Raw genomic sequence first — 22,795 nt, forward strand, 5'->3', positions numbered from 1 at the left:
AGTGTCGGATGCGTGTCAGGTCGCAGCGTGCCGGCGCATGTGTGTCATGGACGGGTCCACATAGTCAACTCAACGTCTGTCGGGTTACTTCGTGGGGGATCTTCTTCCGCGCGTATCACGTAGGGCGTGTGCGCCGAGGTTCCCACGAGGCTTCTTCGGCCATCGTCGCTGTTTCTTAGCCATAGGCGCTTTCTGGCACTGAGCCGGCGCGGCCGCCGTGCGTCCAGGCGCCTCCTCCCTGGGAATGTGCCTGGAGCCTTCCACCAGCGGGTGTTGCGGGACGGTGAGCGAACAGGGCTGCAGATGCCCCGCGCGACCTCAGCCGGTACGGCGGACCGCGAGCCCGTGCGGGTCGGCTTGCTCACGCCCGTTGTCCAGGACGTTGCTGACCGCGACGTGGCCGCGGACGACCCCCTCACGTCCGTCCTTGCGCACCTCGAGCACGAGCAGCCCCGGTGCGTCGCCGGTGGCGGCGTGCGCGCCGCTGAGCGGGCTGGGGCCACGGGTCGCCGCGTAGACGGCCCTTCCGTCCGGGGCCTGCGCGACGATGTCGGGAGCCGGGGCCTGAGCCCACGGTGACCGGAGGTTGATCGTCTCGCCGGCCTGCCCGTTACGGCCCTGGTAGACCTGCAGCACGTGCGCTGAGCGGTCGAAGGCCCAGACGTAGCGGTCACGGACGGTGACCATGCCGTGGGCGTCGCGCGGGCCGCGGGTGTCCTGCTCGACGAGCTGCACCTCCGGTTGGGCTTCGGGGTTCCACAGCTCGGGTCCGCCGACCGGCACGCGGTAGACGAACCAGCCGGACAGGGTTCCGGCGGTCCGACCGCCGTTGCCGTAGACCCAGCCCTGCGACTCGGTGAAGCCGCAGCCGTCACGGGCCACCTCGGTGGCCGGGTACTCGGCGACGATCCTCATGGGCGTCGCGTACGGGTCGAGAGCAAGGAGGCCGCCTCCGCGCAGCGAGATGAACGCCGGGTAGCCGCTGGAGGGGATGAACGGGCAGATCGGCGCGTTGTCAGGGCGCATGGTCGGGTCGCCCGGGGTCTCGACCGGGTCGCCGTGGGGGGTGTCGCCGGAGGCCAGGCTGATCGTCGCCGCGGTCTCTTGGCTGAAGGTGCCGCTGGCGTAGTCGGTGCGGATCCGCTCGACCTTCTTGCCGTTCTGGTTCGCCACGATGATGAAGCGGTCGTCGGGAGTGGGCACCGCTGCATGGGCCTGGACCGCACCAGCGGCGCCGACCTCGGTGCGGAAGCAGGCGGCCGGCTCTCGGGTCGAGGCGTCGATGATGACGACGTGCCCGCTCGCCACGAAGGACAGGACCGCGTGCGACTGCGTGGCGTTGAAATAGATCATGTGGGGTCGCACCGGGGTGACGCCGGTCGCCTCGCGGCACAGGTCCGCGGTGGCCGCGCTCAGCTCGACCACCTCGGCCTGGGCAGCCGCGGTGTCGTGGCGCAGGTCACTGCCGTCGTAGATGTAGATCCGGCCACCGAAGCTCGGAGCCGAGGTGTTGTCGGTGTTCGACTGGTCCACCAGCCAGACCTCGTGCCGGTCGCGCTGGGCGACGTTGGAGTAGGCGCCGCCCACCGGCCCGGCAGCGGTGACCGGGGGCGGAACGTAGGGGGAGCCGAAGTGGTCCTCACCGTCGTGAGCGCTGACGGCGGGGACCCCGAGTCCGCTGAGGACGAGCGCAGCCAGGGCGGCGAAGACGGCTGGCCGGGTACGCGCCCGTCGGCGGGCCCCGGTGGTCTGACGAGACATGGTGTTCCTCCGGGAAGGCTGGCTGAGATGGCTGCGCTGACGCGCAGACCCCGATTATGGACACATAACGGTCGATTATCAACTGGGGTGGAAGGCCGCCCTTAACCTCGCACCACGCACTGTCGGCCGCGCCCGCCGAGCCTGGTCCGCTCGACCCACGAACATCTCAGTCCGGTAGCGAGACGATGAGAAGCACGCATCGTGTGAAAACCCTCCGACCCGGGCAAGGAACCGGCAGGGCACCTGTGACGATGGCAGCTCAAGCCGATCGACACGACGCGCACGCGCGTGACCACGGGATGCGACGGCGCCGTACAGACCCACCGCCGAGAGTACTGATGCGGCAGGTATCAATGGGCCGGCGGATGATCCACGAGAGGCGTCTACTGCCCTGCCACCGAGTACGCCGACACGGACACGGCTCGCTCCAGCATGCCTGCGGACACGGCCGAGGTGAGCAGTCAGGATGCGCCCAGGCGCCCAGCTCACGAAAGGAGGTCACCGACGAGGGTAGGAGTTTCCTCGTCCACGACGTCACCGGCTCCGTGCCGGAGGGGCACAAGGATGGCCACGTCCGTTCGTTCTACATCTATCTCAACAAGAACGAGGGCGATGGACATGTCGCCTAGCTCAGCGTCGCAGCGCCACGGATGACAATCATGAGTCCTTGGCGACCCGATACGAGGGGCCTGCCTGCCCCGGAGGACCTGTCTGCAGGGCCCCGCGCCCGCTGATCTTCGCGACGAACTGGAGGAGCGTGAGGTCCCGGTCCGGGAGTGGGGTGAACTGTCGGTCCATGGCACCACCGCACCGGTCGTCACTTTGAACGGGCACTTGGACATATGCGCCAGAGCACCTGCCGGTTTCCCGGTGTCGCGGGGAGGACTGTGGGTACAACGACTCGAACGGACGCTTCTACGGGTTCATCCCTGACCTCCACGGAACGCTCGTGGTCGAGGGAACAATCAAGGAGGATGTGATGGATGGCGAGCTCCCGACGGCCGAGGACATGACCGTCGTGGTCACCGAACTGCAGTCATGGGCTGGCAGCATAGAACTACCCTGACTGCGGATCCTCAACCTGAACTCCTGACCAGCGACTCGCGGCGAATGCGTGCCTTCCCAGGCGGGTCCACGAGGATGTGGTTGACGCGGATCCTCACGTCGTTGCTCCTGCCGGTCCATTACTTGCCTCGGCCGGTGTCGGTGCGGGCTGTGATGGTTCTTCGCGCCGCTTGCCTGTGGCCGCGCCGAGTCCCTGCAGCACCAGGCCGAGAAGCAGCAGTCCGACGCCGGTCGTACTGATCAGTGTCAGCCGTTCGTCAAGTACAACAATCCCGAGAGTGGTGGCGACAACGGGCTCAGCCAGCATGAGCGTGGTGACCGGGCCCGCGGGGAGCTGGGCGAGACCGCGGACGAAGAGCAGGTAGGCCAGGGTGGTGGTCACCAGGCCCAGGTGCAGCGCCATCCCCACGCCCCGCGGCTCGAGCAGCCACGCCATTGGCTGGGTGGCCAGCAGCGGGAGGAGCAGCAGGCCGCCGAGGCCGAAAGCAGCGGCCATCACGGTGGAGGGTTCTTGTCCGGCACTGAGTTGCCCCTTGGCGAGCACGGTGTAGCCGGCATAGGCCAGGCCGGCCAAGATGGCCAGTGCAACTCCCACGAGGTCGACTCGTTGCGCCGCGCCACCTCCGGTGACCAGCAGTGTCAGACCAACCAGGCACAGACCGGTCGCAAGGACCCAGGACCGCCCGGGGCGTTCACCCAGTACGAACCGGGCAAGAAGGGCGGCCAGGACAGGCCCGCTGCCGATTGCGGCGAGGGTCCCGATGGCCACGCCCGCCTGCTGAACCGCGGCGAAGAAGGACACCTGGTACAGCGCGGTGCAGACCCCGATGGCTACACCCGCGGGGGTCCGCCATAGGCGGACCGCATCCCGACGCAGCCCCCCGACCAACGGCAAGACAGCCATCAGCCCCATGCCTCCGACGACGAGGCGGACGGCGCCGACTCCCAGCGGCGTGGTCCCCTCAGGGCCGAGCGCCTGTGCGGTCCCGGTGGTCCCGAACAGCGTCGCGGCCACCAGGACCGCCCCCACGGCCAGAGGCGCGCTCAACACCCCTCCAGCATCTGTGCCGCCATCGCCCGGGCCCGTCGCAGGCGGGAGGCGTCACCCTCCAGGCCGGCACGGGCCATTGCTCCCTCGAGGAGGAAGACCATGTGCTCGGCCAGGTCCTCGGCCTGCTCTTGCCCGACCACGGTGCACAGGTGCGTGACCAGGATCCGTTCCACTTCTTCCTTGTGACGCCTTACCGCAGATCGTCCCGGATCACCGACCGGCAGCTCCGCGGCCGCGTTGAGCAGTCCGCAGCCCCGGAACCCGTGCGGGTACGCCGAAGAGGCGTGATCGACATAGGCGTCGAACACCGCCAACACCTTCTCTGTGGGCGTGGCCGCCCCGGCCAGTCTCGCCTCGTACCGGTCCATCCAGTCCCGGTGCCGACGATCGATATAGGCCTCCACCAAGGCCGCCTTGGAACTGAAGTTGTTGTACAGGGACATCTTCGCAACCCCTGCCGTCGCTGTGATCGCATCAATCCCTGTCGCGTTGACCCCATCGGCGTAGAACCGCGTCGCGGCCGCGTCCAGCAACCGTTCGCGCACCGAGCCGCTCTTGGTCGTGTGTCCCATCAAGAACCAGCCTCCACATAGTAGGTAGGTCAGTCTACATACCAGCGGAACCGGTGTGCACCACGGACCGGACTCTCCTTGTTGGACGTCGGGACCTGCAGACCGCACGACGGGCTTCGGCGGGGTCGCGGTGGTCACGTCCCCCCTGCCGTTCACCTGCGTATTCCTGATGACAGTGCCCGCTCATCGGCGTGTGCGTGATGTATCGACCGTGCGCGCTTCCGCATCCATGTGATCGACGTCCGGTCATCGCGAAGGACCAGACAGGTGGCGGGTAGCACCGTCATGAAGTCGTTGACGCTGTGCCTGTCGTTGACTGGCTCGGAGCGTGCCGGGCCCGACGTCTGCTGTGGACGTGGAGGAGACCGTTGACGGCACCGCCAGCCGGCGGATGAGGCGGCTCTGGTGTCTGGCTGCCTGAGGTTCCTTGATGGGCGGACCCGCCGGGCTCGGCTCCGTGTCGGGGATCTCGTGGGCGGCGCGCCAGACGGCGAGGTCACCGAGGAGCTGGTCGTCGACGTCCAGAGGCAGAGATCGCTGCCACGTGACGCGGTCGTACGCGCCGGCCTGCTGGGCTTCGGCGGCGACGAGCTCGGCCAGCTGCTTGACTTGGTGGGTCAGCCGGTCCACGTAGCCCCTCGTCTCCCTGTCCTGTCGTAGGGCGGGTGGGACGTCGGGCAGCCAGGGCAGGGGTGCGTCGCGATACGACGAGGGCGTGGTGCCGGCCAGGCGCCAGGACAGGGCGGCGGCGGGATCGTCGGCGTCGACCAGGCTCTGCTTGCCGCGGTACCAAGTGGCCTGCTCGATCACAGCCCCAGGTGTGGTGCCGTCGACCCAGCGCAGCGCGAGCTGGCCCCGCAGGTGCGGGTAGGCCGGTTGCCCGGTGAGGCCGGGCATCCACTTCTCCAGCGCCTCGTCCAGCTCGGCCATCCGCTCACGTCCCAGGTTCCGCTGGGCCAGGACCGGCAGGGCGTCCTGGTAGGCGAGCACCGCCTGCCGTAGCAGCTGGGCCGCGTCGCCGCGCTCCACGGTCGTGGCCGACAGGGCGCGGCCGTCGCGGGCGAGGACGTCGGTGAGCACCTGCCGCGGCTCCACCACGGTGTCCTGGATGTCGGGGCCGACACCGTCCAGCGAGACGGTGGGTGTGGCGAGGTAGAGCTGGTTGGTCTGCCGGCCGGGGGAGAGGGCCGCGTACAACGCCTGCCGGGTCTCTGCCCCGGTCAGGACGGTGTGGGTGGTGTCCACGGTGGCGCCCTGGGCGCCGTGGATCGTGCTGGCGTACCCCAGCTGCACGTGCTCGGCCACATACCGGGCCGGCAGAGTGAGGCGGCCCGGCCTGCTCCCGCGCCGGTCAGCGTGGCGCTCAACCAAGACGGCGCCGTCCGGGTGGACGGCGAAGACGTGCCATCGGTCACCGTTCTTGACCCAGGATCCGTCGGGTACACGCAGACTGCGCTCGTTGCGGCGGGTGATCACGGTGTCGCCGGCGCTGGCGCGGGTGTCGTCGCCAAGGGCCACCTCCCGTGCGGGCGGCTGTCCGCTGGCGTGGAGGCGGTCGGTCCGGGCGCGCTGGTTCAGCTCACGCACGGTGTCTCGGGTCGCGGCCAGCAGCAGGCTGGACAGCCCGGCCTCCTGGTCAGCGGCCCAGGCGGCGTACGCCGCCTCGACCACGTCCCCGGTGTCACCGGTGCGGACGCGGCCGTGGTCGAGGTAGTGGTCCAGGGCGGCAGGGTCGCCGTCCCGGATGCCGAGGGTGGCGGCTCCTTCGGCAGGATCGGTGAACCGGTGCAGCTCGGTCAACGTCGCGGTGGTGCCGTGCGCGTAACCCTGCTCGGCCAGGTCACGGAGCACGCCGCCAGCGGCCACGGCGGCCAGCTGCTGGTCGTCCCCGACCAGCCGCACACTGCCACCGGCGTCGAAGACGTGCCGGACCACTGCTGCGAGGTCGCGGGTGCCCGCCATGCCGGCCTCGTCGATCAGCACCAACGTCCCCGGGCCGACCGCTCTGCCTATGAAGTTGGCGGTCGACCCCTTTTCGGGTGACGCACCTTCTCGGGTGTCGGTGTTCTGGTGGAGGTACTTGGCGACGGTGTCGGCGCGGATGCCCGTGGCGCGGCCGAGCTCCTCGGCCGCGACCGCGGTCGGGGCCAGGCCGAGGATGGTGCCACCGGAGGCCTCCCAGGCCCGGGCGAGCACGCGCAGGGCGGCGGTCTTGCCAGCCCCGGCCGGCGCGAGAGCGACCTGCACCCGGCACCCACTCGTCGCGAGGTTGCGGACCATCGCCACCTGCGACCGGTCCAGGCTCGGACCGTCCGCGCTCTGGGCGACCAGGACCGTCGCGACCACGTCCGGGTCGGCTTGACGGCCGTCGCGACGCAACCCCAGGGCGAGCAGCTCGTCCTCGGCGGCGAGGATCGCCCTGGAGGTGTAGGCCTGGCTGCCGTGCACGATGTGCGCGGACTGCCCGTCCGGGCGGCGCAGCACCTCCGGCTCGCCCAGTTCGGGCGGCACCCCGACCGGGACCGAGAAGCCCTGCACGACCCAACGCTCGACGTCACGTTGGTACGCGTCGAGTTTGTCCAGGGGGACCTGGACGGTGCGGAGCTGGCGCAGGGCCTCTGCTCGCACGTGCCACACCTGCCACGTCGCCCGCGACCCCTCCAGCACCGACAGCACCCGGGCGGCGACGACCTGGGGACGCACGTCCCGTCCGCGTCCCCGGACACGTCCCTGGTACGTCCCCACCCCGTGACCTGCGGCGATGCCCGCGTCTCTGGCGCGTCCCCGGGTGCGTCCCCACCCCGCTCCCACCGCGCTCTCGACCATGTCCTCAGGGATCCGTCCGTCGCGGTTGAGCACCGCGGCAGCCTGCACGTTCCAAGCCTCGCGCTGCTCGGCCTCGGAGCGGGGTTCGTGCTTTCCGGGGCGGGTCTCCAGGTTCGTCTGCTGCGCCAGGGCCAGCGACTCGACGGTCGTGGGGTTGCGGCCGTGGTTGGCCCGGAACGCCGAGGCGAGCTCGCGCTGCCGGGTCTCGATCGCGTGCCGTCGCGACGACCAGGTGGCGAGGAGGTCCGGGTCGATCCCATCGATCTCCCGCACGGCCCGCTTTCCTTCCGGTGAGGGGCGTTCGGTGAAGCGGACGCCGAGCCGGTCGACGAGACCGGCTTCAAGGTGGGTGTTGTAGTGCTCGGACGCCATCACCTTGGCCTTGAACAGCATCCGCCCGTCCAGCGTGAGCCATCGCCCTCCCTCCTCGGTCAAGGACTGGACCTTGTTGGAGACGACGACGTGGGTGTGCAGGTCCGGGTCCCCGGCGCGGGAGTCGCGGTGGTCGAACGCCGCCGCGATGAGCCCCGTCACGGGGACCTGGCGGATGCCGCCCTTGCCCACCCGCGTGAAGGCCACCTCGCGCTCGAGCATCGCCAGCGTCGTGCGGACCGCGTCCGCATGGGCGGCCTCCACCTGCTGGGCGACCTTCGGGGAGGCGAGGGCCCACAGGGCCGAGACCGACTTCACCGGGGAGAACGTCAGGTCGAACCCGGCCACCGGCACCTGCGCCGGCCGCGACGCCTTGGCCACGAACCTCGTCAGCTCGGCCTCGTCCACCGGGGCCCGGCCGTGGCGCTGCTCGAACGCTGCGCGGGCGACCTGGGTGCGGATCACTGCCCGCTCCTCCGCCGGGATGGGGGCGTTCCACGCCAGCCCGCGTGCGGTGTTGTGCTCGCTGAACGCGCGGGCCGTGACCTGCCGCAGGGTCGTGGCGTCGAACGTCGGGAACGCCCGCCCGAGCGCGCCCCACCCCCGCGCCTGAGCGTCGGGTTCGTCGGAGCGTGGGTGGCGGCCCTGCCCGAACAGCAGCTTCATCTGCTCCTCGGTGACGACGTCCCCCTCGGCCAGGTCCAGGCCGGCCAGGCCGGTGCCGAGCCACCGACCGGGTGCCTCGCCCTTCTCCTCGTAGTAGGAGGCGAGGCCGGCCTGCCGCTTCTCTGTGGCGTCGTGGGCCGCGACCTGCTTCGTCAGGTACGTGTACCCGGTGCCCGCGGCGAGCTTGTGCAACGTCATCACGTATACCAAAGGCGGCCGGACGAGCCTCAGGGGTTCACGAGTTTCACCGAGTGCACCAGGTGTGTCCTCGATCTGCTGCTGCTGGGTGTCGGTCGGTCGCGGAGCTGCTCAGAAAAAGGTTCAAGAAAGTGAGACCCGGGGGTGGGGCTCGGACGCATTAGGGGGTAGACGGGTTCGTCGTCCGGTGGTTATCCACAGGGACGGTCGGGTGCCTGTCTGGTCCGCACGGGATCTGGCCTACTGGAGGTTGGTCCCTGAACGAAGGGAGTGGACATGTCAACGATGGCCAGCGGGAGTCCGGAGCAGCGGAGCAAGGCACCGGTCGGGCCGCTGCAGCGGCGGTGGTACAGCGTGCCCGAGGTGGCGGAGATGCTCGGCTACGGGCCGACCAAGGTGCGGATGATGTGCATCTCCGGCGACCTGCGCTCGCTCAAGGACGGCGGGTCCCGGCGCATCCTGCCGGCGTGGGTCGACGAGTACGTCGCCAAGCGGGCGGCCGAGGCGGAGGCGGACTGGCCGTGAGCCGTCGGGCCAACGGCGAGGGGTCCATCTACCCCTACCGGAACGGCTTCGCCGCCCACGTGTGGATCACCACCCCCGCGGGCCGGCGACAGCGCAAGTCCGTCTACGGCAAGACCAGGGCCGAGGTCCACGAGAAGTGGCTCCGGCTGCACGAGCAGGCGCGGCGCGGACCGGTCGTTCCGGTCTCGCCCCGCCTGCGCGACTTCCTGGAGCAGTGGCTCACGGAGACCGTTCGCCCCGGGCTCTCACCAGCCACGGCGAGCAACTACGAGATGTTCTCCCGGCTCTACATCGTGCCCGACCTGGGGGACCGCAAGCTCGAGAAGCTGTCGGTCCGCGACGTCCAGACCTGGGTCAACGAGCTGCGGGTGCGGTGCCAGTGCTGCTTCCAGGGCAAGGACGCCGCCCGGCCGGAGCCGCAGTGCTGCGCACGCGGGCAGTGCTGCCACGAGGTCGCGTCCGAGTGGACGGTCCACCAGGCGTGGCGGGTGCTCCGCGGGGCACTGACCCAGGCGATGCGGGAGGAGCTCGTCTTCCGCAACGTGGCCGCGCTCGTGCGCGTGCCCGTGCCCCGGGCGAAGCGCGCAGCGGTGTGGTCGGTGGACGACGCGCGGCGGTTCCTCGAGTCGGCCCGCGATGCCGGGGATGCGATGTATGCGGCCTACGTGCTGCTCCTCGTGCTCGGGCTCCGGCGGGGGGAGGTGCTCGGACTGGCGTGGGAGGACGTCGACCTGGAGCAGGGCGAGGCGTACATCGCCTGGCAGGTCCAGCGGGTCGACGGCCAGCTGCTCCGGCGACGGACGAAGACCCCCTCCTCGGACGCGCCGCTACCCCTGCCGGACATCGCCGCGCAGGCCCTCGAGCTGCACCGGGCCGAGGAGGATCGACGAAGGGCGGCCGCCGGTGACATGTGGGGCGACTGCGGTCTTGTCTTCACGACCCGCCTCGGCGACCCGGTCGATCCGCGCAACTTCCACACGGCGTTCAAGACCCGGGCACGCAGGGCCGGCGTCCCGGTCGTCCCGGTCCACGCCACGCGGCAGACCTGCGCGAGCCTGCTCGTCTCCATGGACGTGCACCCACGGGTGGCGATGGCGGTGCTACGACACAGCAGGATCTCGATGACCATGGAGGTCTCGTCCCAGGCCACGCGCGACGCCCTCCGTCAGCTCGGCGGGCACCTGGGGGATCCGTCTGGGTGAAAGCCTGAGCAGCCATGCGCCACCTGGGTGTCGCTCGGCCGGGCGGCTCACCCGCGCTCGCTCCTGAACTGGGCGGTGTGGGTCAGGGTGATCAGCAGCAACCCGCCGACGAGGTTGCCCGTCGTGGCCAGCACGACGTTGACCCCCAGGTCGGCATACCCCACCACCGAGGAGTTCCACACGCCGAACAGCAGGTGCAGGGCGGAGACCACGACGTGGTCGAAGGGGCCGAGCGCGAGCAGGAAGCCGACCAGGTAGGCCACCATGATGCGGGCGACCACGGTGTTGACCGCGTTCAGCATGTACGACAGCAGGGCGACCAGGGCCCCGGCCAGCACGGCTCGGGCCAGCGTCGCGGCCCACTCCTTCCCGGCGATCTCCTCGGCGGCGCCCACCAGAGCGTGCGGAGCACCCTCGGGCAGGGCACCGTCGATGCTGATCACGCCCACGAGGACTGCGCCGCCGACCAGGTTGAGCGCCAGGATGATGACCCACAGACGGGCCAGCCGGACCCAGGCCTTCCCGCCGCCCTGCGCGATGGCGGCGGCGACCGGGTCGAAGAAGTTCTCGCTGAACAGCTCGGTGCGCCCCACGATGAGGAAAACCAGCCCGACCGCGAAGGCCAGGGCACCGGCCAGCTTGGCGACCCCGTGTCCCAGGCTCGGTTCGACGAGCGCCTCTACCACCCCCAGGGCCACGATCCCGAAGACGATCGTGACGCCGGCGATGAAGCCGGTCATCACCTGGTCCTGGGCCGTCATGGACAGGCGCCGCTCGCCCTCGGCCTCGGCCCGCTCGTAGATCTCCTGCGGATCCAGGACGGCTGGGCGGGGCGGTTCGTCACTCACGGTGCGACCTCCCATCGACCACAGTCGGACACGTCCTCGCCCCGGGTCAGGACCGGGCACCTGTCGAACGTAGCCCGCGGATACGCGGGCCGCGAGGCCGACGTGCACGCCCCGCGTCAGCCGCGTGTGACCACATACCCGCAGATCAGCCCATGATCCGCGCATTTGGTGGACAACGAAGATGTCGCGGTTCGACAACAAATGCACATGTCGTAGTACTGTGACATTCCGAGAGGTCACAGACCCGTGACATCTACGGTCGGGAGGTGGGTCGCATGCTCAGGACGGTCCGAGACGTCGGTGCGGCGGTGCGCCGAGCACGCCGTGAGGCCGGGCTCACTCAGCAGGCCCTCGCGGACCGGGCGGGGGTCTCCCGCCAGTGGCTCTCCCGTGTGGAAGCGGGGAAGGGTCCCTCCGTCGAGATGGGCAAGGTGCTCGACGTCCTCGCCGCGCTAGGGCTCGCGGTCGACCTGGTCACCACCCCCGCGGCCGAGGCCACGGACGATGACCCGTTCGCCGGTCTCTTCGAGGACCGTTCATGATGGCATTCCTGAACGTCTACCTCGACGGCGTCCTCGCCGGACAGCTGGCGCAGACCGCTGGTGGGGCGCTCGCCTTTGCCTACGACAGTTCCTACACCGCCCGTGCGAACCCCACGCCGCTCTCGCTCTCCATGCCGCTGAGTGGCTCGCGGCACTCGAACCGTGTCGTCTCCGCCTGGCTCGAGGCGCTCCTCCCGGACAACCTTGCCGTGCGGGAGGAGTGGGGTCGCAGGTTCGAGGTGTCACCGCGCAACCCGTTCGCCCTGCTCCGGCACGTCGGGCGCGATGCCGCGGGGGCCGTGCAGGTGCTTCCCGGCGACGTCGACCCTCCTGACGCAGCTCAACGCACCGGAGACGTCCGCCGGCTGACCCACGATGAGCTCTCGGACCTTCTCCTGCGGCTGACGGTCCGCGACCACGGCTGGGACGTCGGTGCCGGCTCAGGACGGTGGAGCCTGGCGGGAGCGCAGAACAAGGTGGCGCTCCATCGCTTGGACGACGGCGGGTGGGGAGTTCCCCAGGACGCGACGCCGACCACGCACATCCTCAAGCCGACCCACGCCCACACCCACTTCGAGGACCTGCACGTCAACGAGTTCGTCTGCCTGCGTGCCGCGGGTCTCCTGGGGCTGCGCGCCGCCCGGGTGGACCTGGTCGACGTCGGCGGGGCCAGGACGCTGGTCTCCACCCGCTACGACCGAGGCCGGGGACAGGACGGGGTGTGGATGCGCCTCCATCAGGAAAATCTTCTGCAGGCGATGAGCTACCCACCGTCCAAGAAGTACCAGTCGGACGGCGGCCCCGGCGTCAAGACCGTCGCCTCGCTCCTGTCGACGCTGGCCCTGGCGGACCGCGATGCCGTGCGGTCGGCCTTCTTCGACGCCTTTGCCTTCAACGTCCTGGTCGGAGGAACCGACGCCCACGCGAAGAACTACTCCCTGCTCCTGCGCGGGCCGCGGGTGGCCCTGGCACCCCTCTACGACGTCGCGTCCTATGCGCCGTACCTGAAGAGGGGCGAGGCGGTGCGGAGCTCGATGAAGGTGGGGCGCACCTGGCTCGTCCGCGACGTGACCGTCGAGGACTGGGTCGCCGTCGGCCTCTGCCTGGGTCTGGAGGCGACCGAGGCTGTGGACCGCGTGGAGCGCCTACGCACGGGCCTGCCCGAAGCAGTCCTGGCAGCGGCTGAGGCCGCACCCGCGCCCTTCGCCGAGGATGCCCGCCGTGTCGCCACTGCCGTCACTCGGCAGGGCCACCTGCGGGCTCCGCGGCTTCCACGCGCGTCCCAGGCCACGCGGAACTCGGCTGACTAGGGTTGTGAACAGGACTCTTGCTGGGAACGCCCCGATCACTGCTGCTGTGGGCGAGACATGTTCGCTTACTGCACATCACACCGACGAAGTTTCTGTGATCTCCGTGTAGATTGACATTGTGGACGTCGAAATGTTCGGGAACAACAGAACCGGGACCCTCGTGCCGATCTCGGGTGTCGACCCACGATCCGGGGAGTGGACACACTCCGCCTTCGTTCCCGCGCCACTGACGCAGGACTTGCCCGACCTGAGCCCCCAGACATGGATGCGAGTCGCCGACGCGCGCGCAGCCCTCGCGGCACTGGACAGCACGGCCCGTCAACTCCCCAACCCCCAGTTGCTCCGGCGACCCTCACTGCAGAGGGAGGCCCAGAGCACCTCGGCGCTAGAGGGCACGTACGAGCCACTGCACGCGGTGCTGACCGCCGACGACGAGGGTCCGGTGAGCCTCACGATGCGCGAGGTTCTCAACTTCGTGACCATGGCCGATCTGGCCTTCCGCTGGGTGAGCGAAGGGCGCACCTTGTCCGTCCCCATGCTCGCCGAGCTCCAGCAAACGCTGGTCCGAGGCACCCCGGCAGAGAGCCCTTCGTCCGGGCAGATCAGGACGATCCAGGTCGTCATCGGGCAACGCCGGACGGCCGTCGTCGGGGAGCTCCCGGTCAAGGCCGCCAGGTTCGTCCCCCCTCCTCCCGGGTTGGATCTCGAGGCGAACATGCGCGACCTGGTGCGCTGGATGGCCGCGGACCACAGGGACACCATGGACCCGGTGGTCGTCTCGGCGCTCTCGCACTACCAGTTCGAGACCCTGCACCCCTTCCACGACGGCAACGGACGCATCGGCCGCCTTCTCATCGTCCTGCAGCTCTACGCCTCCGGGGTCCTCAGCGAGCCGACGCTGACGGTGTCGCCCTGGTTCGAGGCACGGCGCACCGAGTACTACGACCGTCTCCTGGCGGTGAGCTGCGCCGGCGAGTGGGACCAGTGGATCTCCTTCTTCGCCCAGGGGCTGGAGGAGTCGGCGCAGACCTCCCGTGGACAGATGCTGCGGCTCGTCGACGTCCAGTCCGACCTGAAGGAGACCATCCGCGCCTCGTCTCTCCGCGCGGACAAGGCCCACACCCTCGTCGATTACGCGGTCGCACACCCCTCCTTCACGGTGCGACAGGTCGAGCGCGACCTGGACCTCTCCTACGGCCGCGCCAACGGCCTGGTCGGACAACTGGTCGACCTCGGCCTCCTCTCGTCAACGGGTCAGACCTACCGCCGCCGCTTCTTCGCCCCTGCCGTCCTCGACGTCCTTCTGGGCGCCTGAGGCGTTGCAGCACTTTCCTTGGGGTACGGGGCGGACCTGCGAGGTGTAGTCCCAGGCCATGCACGACGCCCTCCGTCAGCTCAGGGGACGCCTGGGGGGACGCGCGTGACCACATACCTGCAGGTCAGGCGCACAATCGACGCGTTTGCAGCCGTACTTTGCTGGGGTACGGGCACGAAAGAGGCCCTCCCCGCGGAGCGGAAAGGGCCTCTGACCTGGGTGGAGGCGAGGGGACTCGAACCCCTAACCCCCTGCTTGCAAAGCAGGTGCGCTACCAATTGCGCCACGCCCCCGTGCGCGGCCGCAGCCGCGGGGAACCACCGTTTCAGTTGTGCGGCGGCCGGGGCCGCTCGTCAGCGTCGGACGGACCGCTCACTGACCAGGGTTCGTCGGCACCTCGTCGGTGGCCTCGGCCCACAGGTCGCGCTCGGCCTGGGTGTCCTGCATCTTCTTCAGCGCCGCCAGCCCGAAGGCTGCCGCCGCCAGCACGAGCAAGCGGTTCATCTCGTCCCTCCCGGGATGTCGAGGATGGTCTGGTGGGCCTAACAGGACTTGAACCTGTGACCTCTTCCTTATCAGGGAAGCGCTCTAACCGTCTGAGCTATAGGCCCGTGCGAGCAGGTCCGGGGACCACGGCACGCGACGCACGAGATTACCGTACCAACGCGGCCGACTCCAAAACGGCAGGCCCTCCGCGACGGCCGGGTCCGGCCTGGTCGCCGACCCTGTTCACCGCCGCAGCCAGCGCAGGTGCTCGGTGTCGCCGAGCAGCTCCAGCCGGCGCCACAGGACCGACCCCGGCACGGCCTGGCTGGCGTGGCAGCGCACCGCGCGCAGCTGCCGCTCCCGGTCGACCGGGAGCACCACGTCGACGTCCACCTCCTCGTGCCCGTCGAACGGCGCGCCGTACTCCTCCCGCAGCTGCCGGGCGACCCCCACCGGCAGGGTCCACCCCAGGACGGGTATGCCGAGCACGTCCGCCGCCTGCACCGCCACCTGCGTGGCGGCCACGTGGTCGGGGTGCCCGCTGACCCCGGAGAGGTCGAACCCGACCAGCGCCTGCGCCCCGGACCGCCGGGCGATCGCCACGACCTGCTCGGCGAGCTCGCCGGTGTCGACGTCGGCGAGCGCACCGTCGGGGTGAGTCAGGAGCGTCACGTCACCGACCCCCAGCTCCTGCGCCGCCGCGGTCAGCTCGCCGGCCCGCAGCGCCGTGAGGTCGCCGGGGACGCCGTGCAGCGTGGAGGCCTCTCCCCGGGTCAGGCACAGCACGGACACCTCGGCACCGGCGTCGGCCAGCCCGCTGAGCACCGCACCGAGGCCGAACGACTCGTCGTCGGGGTGCGCGACGACGGCCAGCACCGAGTCCCAACCAGGCAGCCCGGTGCCCCCCGTGCCCGGGGAGTCCCCGTCCTCGACCCGGTCTGCGGGATCCTGCAGCTGCTCGTCCACGGTCCTCATCCTTCCTCGTCGGCCCGCGCCCTGGGGGTCACGGACTCCGGGCGGTGGGTCTCGTACATCCGCACGGCCACGACGACCGCGGACACCAGGCTGACCAGCGCGGCCGCCCACACCGCGGCGCGCAGGTTCCACAGGTCGGCGACCACCCCGCCGAGGAGCGCGCCCACGGCATACCCCAGGTCCCGCCAGACGCGGTAGACGCCGACGGCGCGACCGCGCCAGGCGGGGTGGGCCACGTCGCCGACGACCGCCAGGAGGGTGGGGTAGACCATCGCGGTGCCGGCGCCCAGCAGCACCGTGCCGACCGCCCACCCGCCGAACCCGTCGGCGAGCGCGACGACGACGAGCGCCACCGCCTGGGTGAGCATGCCGCCGGTGACCAGGTGCTTGCGCCCCCACCGGTCCGACAGTGCCCCGGTGAGGAGCTGGCCCACGCCCCAGACCCCCGGGTAGAGCGCGAACAGGACCCCGATCTGGGCGACCGGCAGTCCGGCGGAGGCGAAGAGCAGGGGGAAGAGCCCCCACGACAGGCCGAAGTTCAGGTTGTTGACCAGCCCCGCCTGGCTGGCCGACGACAGCGCCGGCTCGCGCCAGCTGGTCTGCACGGCGACCTCGCGGGGGGTCAGGTCGGCGTGCAGGTGGTCGTGCAGCCCGTCGGCCCGGGGGGTGTGCCCGGCCGCCTCGAGGTGCGCGTGGCCACGGGTCTCCCGGACGAAGAGGGCGACCAGCGCGATCGCCAGCACCGCGTAGGCCAGGCCGAGCAGGAACGGCGCCGGGCGCAGGCCGTGCTCGGCGGCCAGCCAGCCGGCGGCCATCGCGGTCAGTGACACCGCCCCGTAGCCGGCGGCCTCGTTGAGCCCCATCGCCAGGCCGCGCTGCCGCGGTCCGACGAGGTCGATCTTCATGATGACCGTCGTGGACCACGTCAGTCCCTGGCTCAGGCCGAGCAGGACGTTGGCGACGACGACCCAGGTCCAGCTCGGCGCCCAGATGAGCAGCAGGGGCACGGGCAGGGCCAGCAGCCACCCCACGAGCAGGACCGGGCGGCGCCCCCAGCGGTCCGACGCGGTCCCGGCGACGTAGTTCGCGGCGGCCTTGGTGATGCCGAACGCCACGACGTAGGTGAACACGCTCGTGTAGCCGGTCAGCCCGAACTCCTGCTCCGCCAGCAGCGGCAGCACCGTCTGCTGCTGGCCGACCATGCCGCCGACGAGGGCGTTGACGACCACGAGCAGGACGAACTGCGGCAGGTTGGGGCCCAGCCCCAGGCGCGGCGGAGCGGGGTCGGGGGGCGTGCGGGGCGGCATACCGTCCAGTGTTCCATGGAACCCCAGGGGGTATGCCGCGCATGTAGCAGGTCTGCTACGTTCCGTCCCATGGGTGCGACGGGGCCGGTCATCAGCTGCCGGGGACTGACGATGGCGTACGGGGACCACGTGGTGCTCGACGGGGTCGATCTGGACGTGCCGCGCGGGCAGGTGGTGGCCCTCCTGGGGCCGAACGGCGCGGGGAAGACGACCACCGTGGAGATCCTCGAGGGCTTCCGCCGCCGCTCGGCCGGGACGGTCACCGTGCTGGGCGAGGACCCCGCGTCCGCGCCGGAGGCCTGGCGGTCGCGGGTGGGCGTGGTGCTGCAGAGCTGGCGCGACCACGGCACCTGGCGGGTGCGCGACCTGCTCGAGGTCACCGGGTCCTACTACGCCCCCTACGCCACCGCGGCCGTCCCCCGACCGTGGCCCACCGAGGAGCTCCTGGACCGGGTCGGCCTGGGGGAGCACGCCCGGCAGCGCATCGACCGGCTCTCCGGCGGGCAGCGACGGCGCCTGGACGTGGCGATCGGCCTGGTCGGCCGGCCCGAGCTGCTCTTCCTCGACGAGCCCACGACCGGGCTCGACCCGGAGGGACGCCGCGACGTGCACGACCTGGTCGCCGACCTCGTCGACCTGGACACCACGATCCTGCTCACCACCCACGACCTGGCCGAGGCGGAGAAGGTCGCCGACCGGCTGCTCATCCTCGCCGGCGGGTCGATCGTGGCCGACGGCACGCCGGACGCCCTGCGGCTGCAGCTGTCGCGATCCAGCGAGGTGCGCCTGCGCGACCTGGGGTCGGGCCGGGTAAGCGTGCACGCGGCCCCCGACCCCACGGCATACCTGACCGAGGTGCTCACCGCCCGTCCCGGGCAGGTGCAGGTGCTGGAGGTGCGGGCGGCCTCGCTCGAGGACGTCTACCTCGACCTGGTCCGGCGCAGCGAGGCCGGGGAGGACCTGGCCGACCTGCAGGTGCTGCCTGGGCCCGACACGGAGCCCGCCGCGACACCCGGCGCGCCACCCCCTGCAGCGGCCGCAGCAGGACCCACCCCGTCCACGGGTCAGGAGGACCTGCGATGACCGCCGAGACCGCGCCCCGTCCGGGGCCGTCCCGCACGCCCGTGCCGCGCGCCGTCCTCGGGGCGGCCCTGCGGCAGGCGCGCACGACGCTGGTGCGCAAGTACACGACCGCCGGCGGGATCTCCACCCTCGTGCTGGCCGCCGTCCTGCTCGTCGTCCTGTGGGTGCTGCGCGACCGGGACCTGGGCGGGGGAGCCGTGGCCACGAGCGGCTACATCCTCACCGGGTTCCTCGCCTTCGGCATCGTCGCGGCCGCGGTCATGGGGGTCGCCGGCGAGCTGCAGACCGAGCGGGAGGACGGCACCCTGCTGCGGGCCAAGGCGGTGCCGCACGGGATGACCGGGCACCTGCTCGCCAAGCTCGTCGTCACCCCCGTCGACGCCCTGGTGCCCGTCGTGCCCGCCGTCGTCGGGGCGGCCGTGCTCCTGCCGGGGGTGATGCCCGCCGACCTGGGCTCCTGGCTCATGCTGGCGCTGGTGTACCTGCTGGCGGTGGCTGCGATGATGCCCTGGGGGGCGATCCTGGGGTCGGCGTTCCGCTCGATGATGGGCCTGGCGTGGGCGATGATCGCGATGTACGCCATGGCGGCGGTCTCCGGCGTGTTCTACCCGGTCACCGTCTTCCCGACCTGGCTGCAGTGGGTCGCCCAGGTCACGCCGCTCTACTGGATCGGCCTGGCGGTGCGTGCCGTCGTGCTGCCGGACGCCGCCGCCGCGGTGGAGATCGGAGGCGAGTGGCGCACCGGGCTCACGCTGATCGTGCTGCTCGCCTGGGCCGTGGTGGGGCTGGCCGTGGCGCCCGTGCTGCTGCGGCGGATGGCCCGGCGGCAGTCGGGCAGCACCGTGGCCGAGGCGCGGCAGCGCGTGCTGAGCCGGGGCTACTGAGGCGATGGCACCCACGGGCGAGGTGGTCCACAACCGGATCGCGATGCTGCGGGCCGAACGCGGGGTGTCCCGCCGCGAGCTGGCCGAGGCGCTGGGGGTGCACTACCAGACGGTGGGCTACCTGGAGCGGGGCGAGTACAGCCCCTCCCTGCACCTGGCGCTGCGGATCGCAGGGTTCTTCGACGTACCGGTCGAGGTGGTCTTCGCGCTGGATCCGTTCCCGCGGCTGGGCAGCGGGGCCTGAGCCTGGCGGGCGGGCAAGGTCACTCGTCGGAGAGCGTCACCTGGGCGCCGCCGACGAGGGCGGCGCAGATGTTGTAGAGGAAGGCGGTCAGCGTCGCCAGCGCGGTGAGCAGGAAGACGTTGAGCACGCCCAGGACCGCTGCCAGGGAGACGACCCGGCCGAAGCCGAAGTAGTCCATGAGGTCGAAGGAGGGGCCGCCCGCCTCGCCGCTGGTCACCTGGACGAAGAAGTCGCTGATGGTGGAGAAGACGTTCATGCCCGAGAGCACGGTCCACAGCACCGCGACCATGACGACGCCGGCGATCCCGAGCGCGACGGAGACCAGGAAGCTGATCTTGAGCACCGACCAGGGGTCGATCCGCTGGGCGGTCAGGCGGACGCGGCGGGGACCGGTGCGCCGAGGGGCCGGGCGACCGCGAGGAGCGCCCCCGGGGCGGGTGTTGCCGGTCGTGCGGGCGGTCCCGGCCGCCGGTCCACCACCGCCCTGTCGCTGGGCCGCGGCCCGCCCGGCCGTGGCACCGGCGGCCGACCCGGAGGCCAGCCCGGCGGTGGCGCCGCGCAGCGCGCGGGCCTTGCGGGCGGCCAGGTCACGGCCCTGGGCCGTGCGGGCCATGGCACCGTCGCGCATTTTCTCGGCGGTCGACCGCTGGTCGCCGTCGGCGGCGGGCGCCGCCGGACGGCCCTCCCCGGCCGCGGGCGCCGACCCACGCTCACCCTCGTCGTCGGGACGGACCCGGGGGTGCACCTGGGTCTCGTCGCCGGACGAGGGCGGGCCCGACTGGGCGCCGTGGGTCGTGCTCATGCGTCGTCTCCCGTGCCGGTGTCGGTGTCGGTGGCCTGCGTCTCCTCGTCCGACGGTACGCCATCGGCCTGCGCGAGCACGTCATCCCCGCCGTCCGCGACATTGATCTCGACGTCGTCGACGTCGGCGGCGATCTCCTCGACGTTCTCCACCGCGTTCTTCTCGGTGTTGCGCGCGACCGCCACGATCGAGTCGTTGCGACCGGGCTTGGCGAACTGCACCCCGGAGGTGTCGCGGCCGGTGATCCGGACCTGGTCCACCGAGGAGCGCACGACGTTGCCGCGCTCCATGACGACGAGCACCTCGTCACCCTCGTCGACGGTGAGCGCCCCGACGAGCACGCCCCCGCGCTCGCTGGCCTTGGCCACCTTGATGCCCGTCCCACCGCGGCCCTGGACCCGGTAGGCCGACACCGGGGTGCGCTTGGCCATCCCGGTCTCGAAGACGACGAAGACGTAGGGGTCCTCGCCCGAGGGGACCACGGACATCGACAGGAGGTGGTCGTCGCCGCGGAACTTCATACCCGTCACGCCCGAGGTGGCGCGCCCCATGGGGCGCAGCTGCTCGTCGGTGGCGGTGAAGCGCACGGACTGGCCCTGGCGGGAGACCAGCAGCACGTCGTCCTGCGCCGAGGCGAGCCCGGCGCCGACCAGCTCGTCGCCCTCGCGGAGGTTGACCGCGATGAGGCCGCCGGAGCGGGGGGAGTCGTAGTCGCCCAGCCGGGACTTCTTGACCAGCCCGTTGCGGGTGGCCAGCAGCAGGTAGGGCGCCTGCTGGTAGTCCTGCACGGTGAGCACCTGGGCGATCTGCTCGTCGGGCTGGAAGGCCAGCAGGTTGGCCACGTGCTGGCCCTTGCCGGTCGGGCCGCCCTCGGCGAACTCGTAGGCCTTGGCGCGGTAGACCCGGCCCTTGTTCGTGAAGAAGAGCATCCAGTGGTGGGTGCTCGTGATGAAGAAGTGGTCCACGACGTCGTCGGCGCGCAGGGCCGCACCACGGCGGCCCTTGCCGCCACGGTTCTGCGGGCGGTACTCCCGCACCGGGGTCCGCTTGACGTAGCCCCCGCGGGTGATCGTGACGACCACGTCCTCCTCGGGGATGAGGTCCTCCATCGACATGTCGCCCTCGTCCGGGACGATCCGCGTGCGGCGCTCGTCGCCGAAGCGCTCGACGATGGTGGCCAGCTCCTCGCTGATGATCGTGCGCTGCCGGTCGGGGCGGGCGAGGATGTCGTGGTAGTCCTCGATCATCGACTGCAGCTCGTCGTGCTGCTCGATGATGCGCTGGCGCTCCAGCGCCGCCAGGCGCCGCAGCTGCATCTCCAGGATCGCCCGCGCCTGGATGTCGTCGATCTGCAGCAGCCGGATCAGCCCCTCGCGGGCGTCGTCGACCGACGGGCTGCGCCGGATGAGGGCGATGACCTCGTCCAGCATGTCGAGGGCCTTGAGGTAGCCGCGCAGCACGTGGATGCGCTTCTCGGCCTCGTCGAGGCGGTAGCGGGTCCGGCGCACGATGACGTCGACCTGGTGCTCGACCCAGTAGCGCACGAACGCCGAGATCGGCAGGGTGCGCGGCACCCCGTCGACGAGGGCGAGCATGTTGGCGCTGAAGTTGGCCTGCAGCTGGGTGTGCTTGTAGAGGTTGTTGAGCACGACCTTGGCGACGGCGTCGCGCTTGAGCACGATGACCAGGCGCTGGCCGGTGCGGCCGGAGGTCTCGTCGCGCAGGTCGGCGATGCCGGCCAGGCGGCCCTCGTTGACCAGCTGGGCGATCTTGCGGACCAGGTTGTCCGGGTTCACCTGGTAGGGCAGCTCGGTGACGACCAGGCACTGGCGGCCGTGGATCTCCTCGACCTCCACCACCGCGCGCTGCACGATCGAACCGCGGCCGGTGCGGTAGGCCTCCTCGATGCCCTTCTTGCCCAGGACCTGGGCGCCGGTGGGGAAGTCCGGCCCGGGCACGAGCTCCAGGGTCTTCTCGAGCAGCTCCTCGCGGCTGGCCTCGGGGTGCTCCAGCAGCCACTGCGCGGCGCTGGCGACCTCCCGCAGGTTGTGCGGCGGGATCTGCGTGGCCATGCCGACGGCGATGCCGGCCGAGCCGTTGACCAGCAGGTTCGGGAAGCGCGAGGGCAGGACCGAGGGCTCCTTGGTCTTGCCGTCGTAGTTGTCGACGAAGTCGACGGTGCCCTCGTCGATGTCCCGGACCATCTCCAGGGCCAGCGGCGCCATCCGGCACTCGGTGTACCGCGGGGCGGCGGCGCCCTCGTCGCCGGGGGTGCCGAAGTTGCCCTGCCCGGAGATCAGCGGGTAGCGCAGCGACCACGGCTGGACCAGCCGGACCATGGCGTCGTAGATCGCGCTGTCGCCGTGCGGGTGGTAGTGCCCCATGACGTCGCCGACGACACGGGCGCACTTGTTGAAGCCGCGGTCGGGCCGGTAGCCCCCGTCGAACATCGCGTAGACGACCCGGCGGTGCACCGGCTTGAGGCCGTCGCGGACGTCGGGCAGGGCGCGGGAGACGATCACGCTCATCGCGTACTCGATGTAGCTGCGCTGCATCTCGGCGTTGAGGTCGATCGCCTCGGTCCGGTCGCTGTCTCCCGGGGACCGGTCCACCGGCGCGGTCCGCGGGTCGGGGTTCACGTCCACGTCCACCTCGACGTCGCCCTCCTCGTCGGGGAGGTCGGTCGTCACGTCGTCGGGCGTCTCGTCGTCAGCCATCGTCTCTCTCAGGTGCGCTCGGTCGGATCAGGTCGGGTATGCCG

At 71.0% G+C, this 22,795-nt stretch carries 18 protein-coding genes and 2 tRNA genes; 8 read left to right on the top strand and 12 right to left on the bottom strand.

The genetic code is table 11. The annotated features are described in order from the left end of the window. Positions 1-318: 318 nt before the first annotated feature. From ACWHYA_RS04860 to mobF, 4 genes are all read right to left on the bottom strand, one after another. Positions 319-1,761, bottom strand: a complete 1,443-nt coding sequence (locus ACWHYA_RS04860; protein WP_425943430.1) for a hypothetical protein — start codon at positions 1,759-1,761, stop codon at positions 319-321. Positions 1,762-2,920: 1,159 nt separating this feature from the next. Beyond that, positions 2,921-3,874 carry a DMT family transporter gene (locus ACWHYA_RS04865; RefSeq protein WP_448095548.1) on the bottom strand — a complete coding sequence of 318 codons (954 nt, stop codon included), beginning with the start codon at positions 3,872-3,874 and terminating at the stop codon, positions 2,921-2,923. Further along, the gene (locus tag ACWHYA_RS04870) at positions 3,871-4,449 is read right to left on the bottom strand and encodes a TetR/AcrR family transcriptional regulator (protein WP_425943428.1); all 579 of its coding nucleotides are present in this window, start codon (positions 4,447-4,449) and stop codon (positions 3,871-3,873) included. Before ACWHYA_RS04870 ends, ACWHYA_RS04865 begins: the two co-directional genes overlap by 4 nt. Before the next feature lie 246 nt (positions 4,450-4,695). Beyond that, positions 4,696-8,511: a MobF family relaxase gene (gene mobF, locus ACWHYA_RS04875; RefSeq protein ID WP_425943427.1), complete on the bottom strand. Its 3,816-nt coding sequence runs from the start codon at positions 8,509-8,511 to the stop codon at positions 4,696-4,698. A 276-nt stretch (positions 8,512-8,787) separates the two neighbouring features. Here mobF and ACWHYA_RS04880 point away from each other — a divergent pair, with 276 nt between their 5' ends. Both ACWHYA_RS04880 and ACWHYA_RS04885 read left to right on the top strand, forming a co-directional pair. Beyond that, positions 8,788-9,036 carry a helix-turn-helix domain-containing protein gene (locus ACWHYA_RS04880; RefSeq protein WP_229665803.1) on the top strand — a complete coding sequence of 83 codons (249 nt, stop codon included), beginning with the start codon at positions 8,788-8,790 and terminating at the stop codon, positions 9,034-9,036. After that, entirely contained in the window at positions 9,033-10,238 is a 1,206-nt protein-coding gene (locus ACWHYA_RS04885) for a tyrosine-type recombinase/integrase (protein ID WP_425943426.1), read from the top strand. The genes ACWHYA_RS04880 and ACWHYA_RS04885 overlap by 4 nt, the downstream gene beginning before the upstream one ends. A 47-nt stretch (positions 10,239-10,285) precedes the next feature. Here the strand turns inward: ACWHYA_RS04885 and ACWHYA_RS04890 are convergent, their stop codons facing one another. Continuing rightward, positions 10,286-11,086 (bottom strand): formate/nitrite transporter family protein, encoded by an 801-nt coding sequence (locus ACWHYA_RS04890; RefSeq protein WP_425943425.1) that lies wholly within the window; start codon positions 11,084-11,086, stop codon positions 10,286-10,288. Between the two features lie 275 nt (positions 11,087-11,361). Between ACWHYA_RS04890 and ACWHYA_RS04895 the strand changes: the two genes are divergently transcribed. The 3 genes from ACWHYA_RS04895 to ACWHYA_RS04905 all read left to right on the top strand — a co-directional run bounded on the left by ACWHYA_RS04895 (position 11,362) and on the right by ACWHYA_RS04905 (position 14,253). After that, a complete protein-coding gene (locus ACWHYA_RS04895; RefSeq protein ID WP_425943424.1) occupies positions 11,362-11,628 on the top strand; it encodes a helix-turn-helix domain-containing protein in 267 nt (88 codons plus the stop codon). Beyond that, a complete protein-coding gene (locus ACWHYA_RS04900) occupies positions 11,625-12,938 on the top strand; it encodes a HipA domain-containing protein (protein WP_425943423.1) in 1,314 nt (437 codons plus the stop codon). Before ACWHYA_RS04895 ends, ACWHYA_RS04900 begins: the two co-directional genes overlap by 4 nt. A 265-nt stretch (positions 12,939-13,203) precedes the next feature. After that, complete coding sequence (locus ACWHYA_RS04905) at positions 13,204-14,253, top strand: Fic family protein (protein WP_448095551.1); 1,050 nt, start codon at positions 13,204-13,206, stop codon at positions 14,251-14,253. A 220-nt stretch (positions 14,254-14,473) separates the two neighbouring features. On the opposite strand, the gene ACWHYA_RS04910 is transcribed toward ACWHYA_RS04905, so the two are convergent. The 5 genes from ACWHYA_RS04910 to ACWHYA_RS04930 form a co-directional block, all read right to left on the bottom strand. Beyond that, positions 14,474-14,546: transfer RNA gene (locus ACWHYA_RS04910), tRNA-Ala, on the bottom strand. Positions 14,547-14,625: 79 nt separating this feature from the next. Continuing rightward, entirely contained in the window at positions 14,626-14,757 is a 132-nt protein-coding gene (locus tag ACWHYA_RS04915; RefSeq protein WP_425943422.1) for a DLW-39 family protein, read from the bottom strand. Between the two features lie 30 nt (positions 14,758-14,787). After that, a tRNA-Ile gene (locus ACWHYA_RS04920) sits at positions 14,788-14,864 on the bottom strand. A 118-nt stretch (positions 14,865-14,982) separates the two neighbouring features. Beyond that, positions 14,983-15,714 carry a PIG-L deacetylase family protein gene (locus tag ACWHYA_RS04925; protein ID WP_431473325.1) on the bottom strand — a complete coding sequence of 244 codons (732 nt, stop codon included), beginning with the start codon at positions 15,712-15,714 and terminating at the stop codon, positions 14,983-14,985. Then, on the bottom strand, positions 15,711-17,021 hold the full coding sequence (locus tag ACWHYA_RS04930) for an MFS transporter (protein WP_425943420.1): 1,311 nt from the start codon (positions 17,019-17,021) through the stop codon (positions 15,711-15,713). The genes ACWHYA_RS04925 and ACWHYA_RS04930 overlap by 4 nt, the downstream gene beginning before the upstream one ends. 69 nt (positions 17,022-17,090) lie before the next feature. Here ACWHYA_RS04930 and ACWHYA_RS04935 point away from each other — a divergent pair, with 69 nt between their 5' ends. From ACWHYA_RS04935 to ACWHYA_RS04945, 3 genes are read left to right on the top strand one after another with little or no spacing between them, the layout of a single operon-like run. Next, entirely contained in the window at positions 17,091-18,104 is a 1,014-nt protein-coding gene (locus ACWHYA_RS04935; protein ID WP_425943419.1) for an ABC transporter ATP-binding protein, read from the top strand. After that, complete coding sequence (locus tag ACWHYA_RS04940) at positions 18,101-18,988, top strand: ABC transporter permease (protein ID WP_425943418.1); 888 nt, start codon at positions 18,101-18,103, stop codon at positions 18,986-18,988. Before ACWHYA_RS04935 ends, ACWHYA_RS04940 begins: the two co-directional genes overlap by 4 nt. A gap of 4 nt (positions 18,989-18,992) precedes the next feature. After that, positions 18,993-19,232, top strand: a complete 240-nt coding sequence (locus tag ACWHYA_RS04945) for a helix-turn-helix transcriptional regulator (RefSeq protein ID WP_425943417.1) — start codon at positions 18,993-18,995, stop codon at positions 19,230-19,232. Positions 19,233-19,251: 19 nt separating this feature from the next. Here the strand turns inward: ACWHYA_RS04945 and ACWHYA_RS04950 are convergent, their stop codons facing one another. Both ACWHYA_RS04950 and gyrA read right to left on the bottom strand, forming a co-directional pair. Beyond that, positions 19,252-20,034, bottom strand: a complete 783-nt coding sequence (locus ACWHYA_RS04950; protein ID WP_425943416.1) for a DUF3566 domain-containing protein — start codon at positions 20,032-20,034, stop codon at positions 19,252-19,254. Next, positions 20,031-22,751, bottom strand: coding sequence for a DNA gyrase subunit A (gene gyrA, locus ACWHYA_RS04955; RefSeq protein ID WP_425943415.1), 2,721 nt, complete (start codon positions 22,749-22,751; stop codon positions 20,031-20,033). The genes ACWHYA_RS04950 and gyrA overlap by 4 nt, the downstream gene beginning before the upstream one ends. Between the last annotated feature and the right edge of the window lie 44 nt (positions 22,752-22,795).

The sequence above is a fragment of the Ornithinimicrobium carbonis genome, assembly GCF_977012275.1.

What these genes read in the sequence shown, in the direction of transcription:
- ACWHYA_RS04940 (WP_425943418.1), top strand. Translation starts at nt 18,101, where the DNA reads ATGACCGCCGAGACCGCGCCCCGTCCGGGGCCGTCCCGCACGCCCGTG.
- ACWHYA_RS04860 (WP_425943430.1), bottom strand. Translation starts at nt 1,761, where the DNA reads ATGTCTCGTCAGACCACCGGGGCCCGCCGACGGGCGCGTACCCGGCCA.
- ACWHYA_RS04915 (WP_425943422.1), bottom strand. Translation starts at nt 14,757, where the DNA reads ATGAACCGCTTGCTCGTGCTGGCGGCGGCAGCCTTCGGGCTGGCGGCG.
- ACWHYA_RS04895 (WP_425943424.1), top strand. Translation starts at nt 11,362, where the DNA reads ATGCTCAGGACGGTCCGAGACGTCGGTGCGGCGGTGCGCCGAGCACGC.
- ACWHYA_RS04945 (WP_425943417.1), top strand. Translation starts at nt 18,993, where the DNA reads ATGGCACCCACGGGCGAGGTGGTCCACAACCGGATCGCGATGCTGCGG.
- mobF (WP_425943427.1), bottom strand. Translation starts at nt 8,511, where the DNA reads ATGACGTTGCACAAGCTCGCCGCGGGCACCGGGTACACGTACCTGACG.
- ACWHYA_RS04935 (WP_425943419.1), top strand. Translation starts at nt 17,091, where the DNA reads ATGGGTGCGACGGGGCCGGTCATCAGCTGCCGGGGACTGACGATGGCG.
- ACWHYA_RS04905 (WP_448095551.1), top strand. Translation starts at nt 13,204, where the DNA reads ATGCGAGTCGCCGACGCGCGCGCAGCCCTCGCGGCACTGGACAGCACG.
- ACWHYA_RS04900 (WP_425943423.1), top strand. Translation starts at nt 11,625, where the DNA reads ATGATGGCATTCCTGAACGTCTACCTCGACGGCGTCCTCGCCGGACAG.
- ACWHYA_RS04930 (WP_425943420.1), bottom strand. Translation starts at nt 17,021, where the DNA reads ATGCCGCCCCGCACGCCCCCCGACCCCGCTCCGCCGCGCCTGGGGCTG.
- ACWHYA_RS04880 (WP_229665803.1), top strand. Translation starts at nt 8,788, where the DNA reads ATGTCAACGATGGCCAGCGGGAGTCCGGAGCAGCGGAGCAAGGCACCG.
- gyrA (WP_425943415.1), bottom strand. Translation starts at nt 22,751, where the DNA reads ATGGCTGACGACGAGACGCCCGACGACGTGACGACCGACCTCCCCGAC.
- ACWHYA_RS04925 (WP_431473325.1), bottom strand. Translation starts at nt 15,714, where the DNA reads ATGAGGACCGTGGACGAGCAGCTGCAGGATCCCGCAGACCGGGTCGAG.
- ACWHYA_RS04950 (WP_425943416.1), bottom strand. Translation starts at nt 20,034, where the DNA reads ATGAGCACGACCCACGGCGCCCAGTCGGGCCCGCCCTCGTCCGGCGAC.
- ACWHYA_RS04870 (WP_425943428.1), bottom strand. Translation starts at nt 4,449, where the DNA reads ATGGGACACACGACCAAGAGCGGCTCGGTGCGCGAACGGTTGCTGGAC.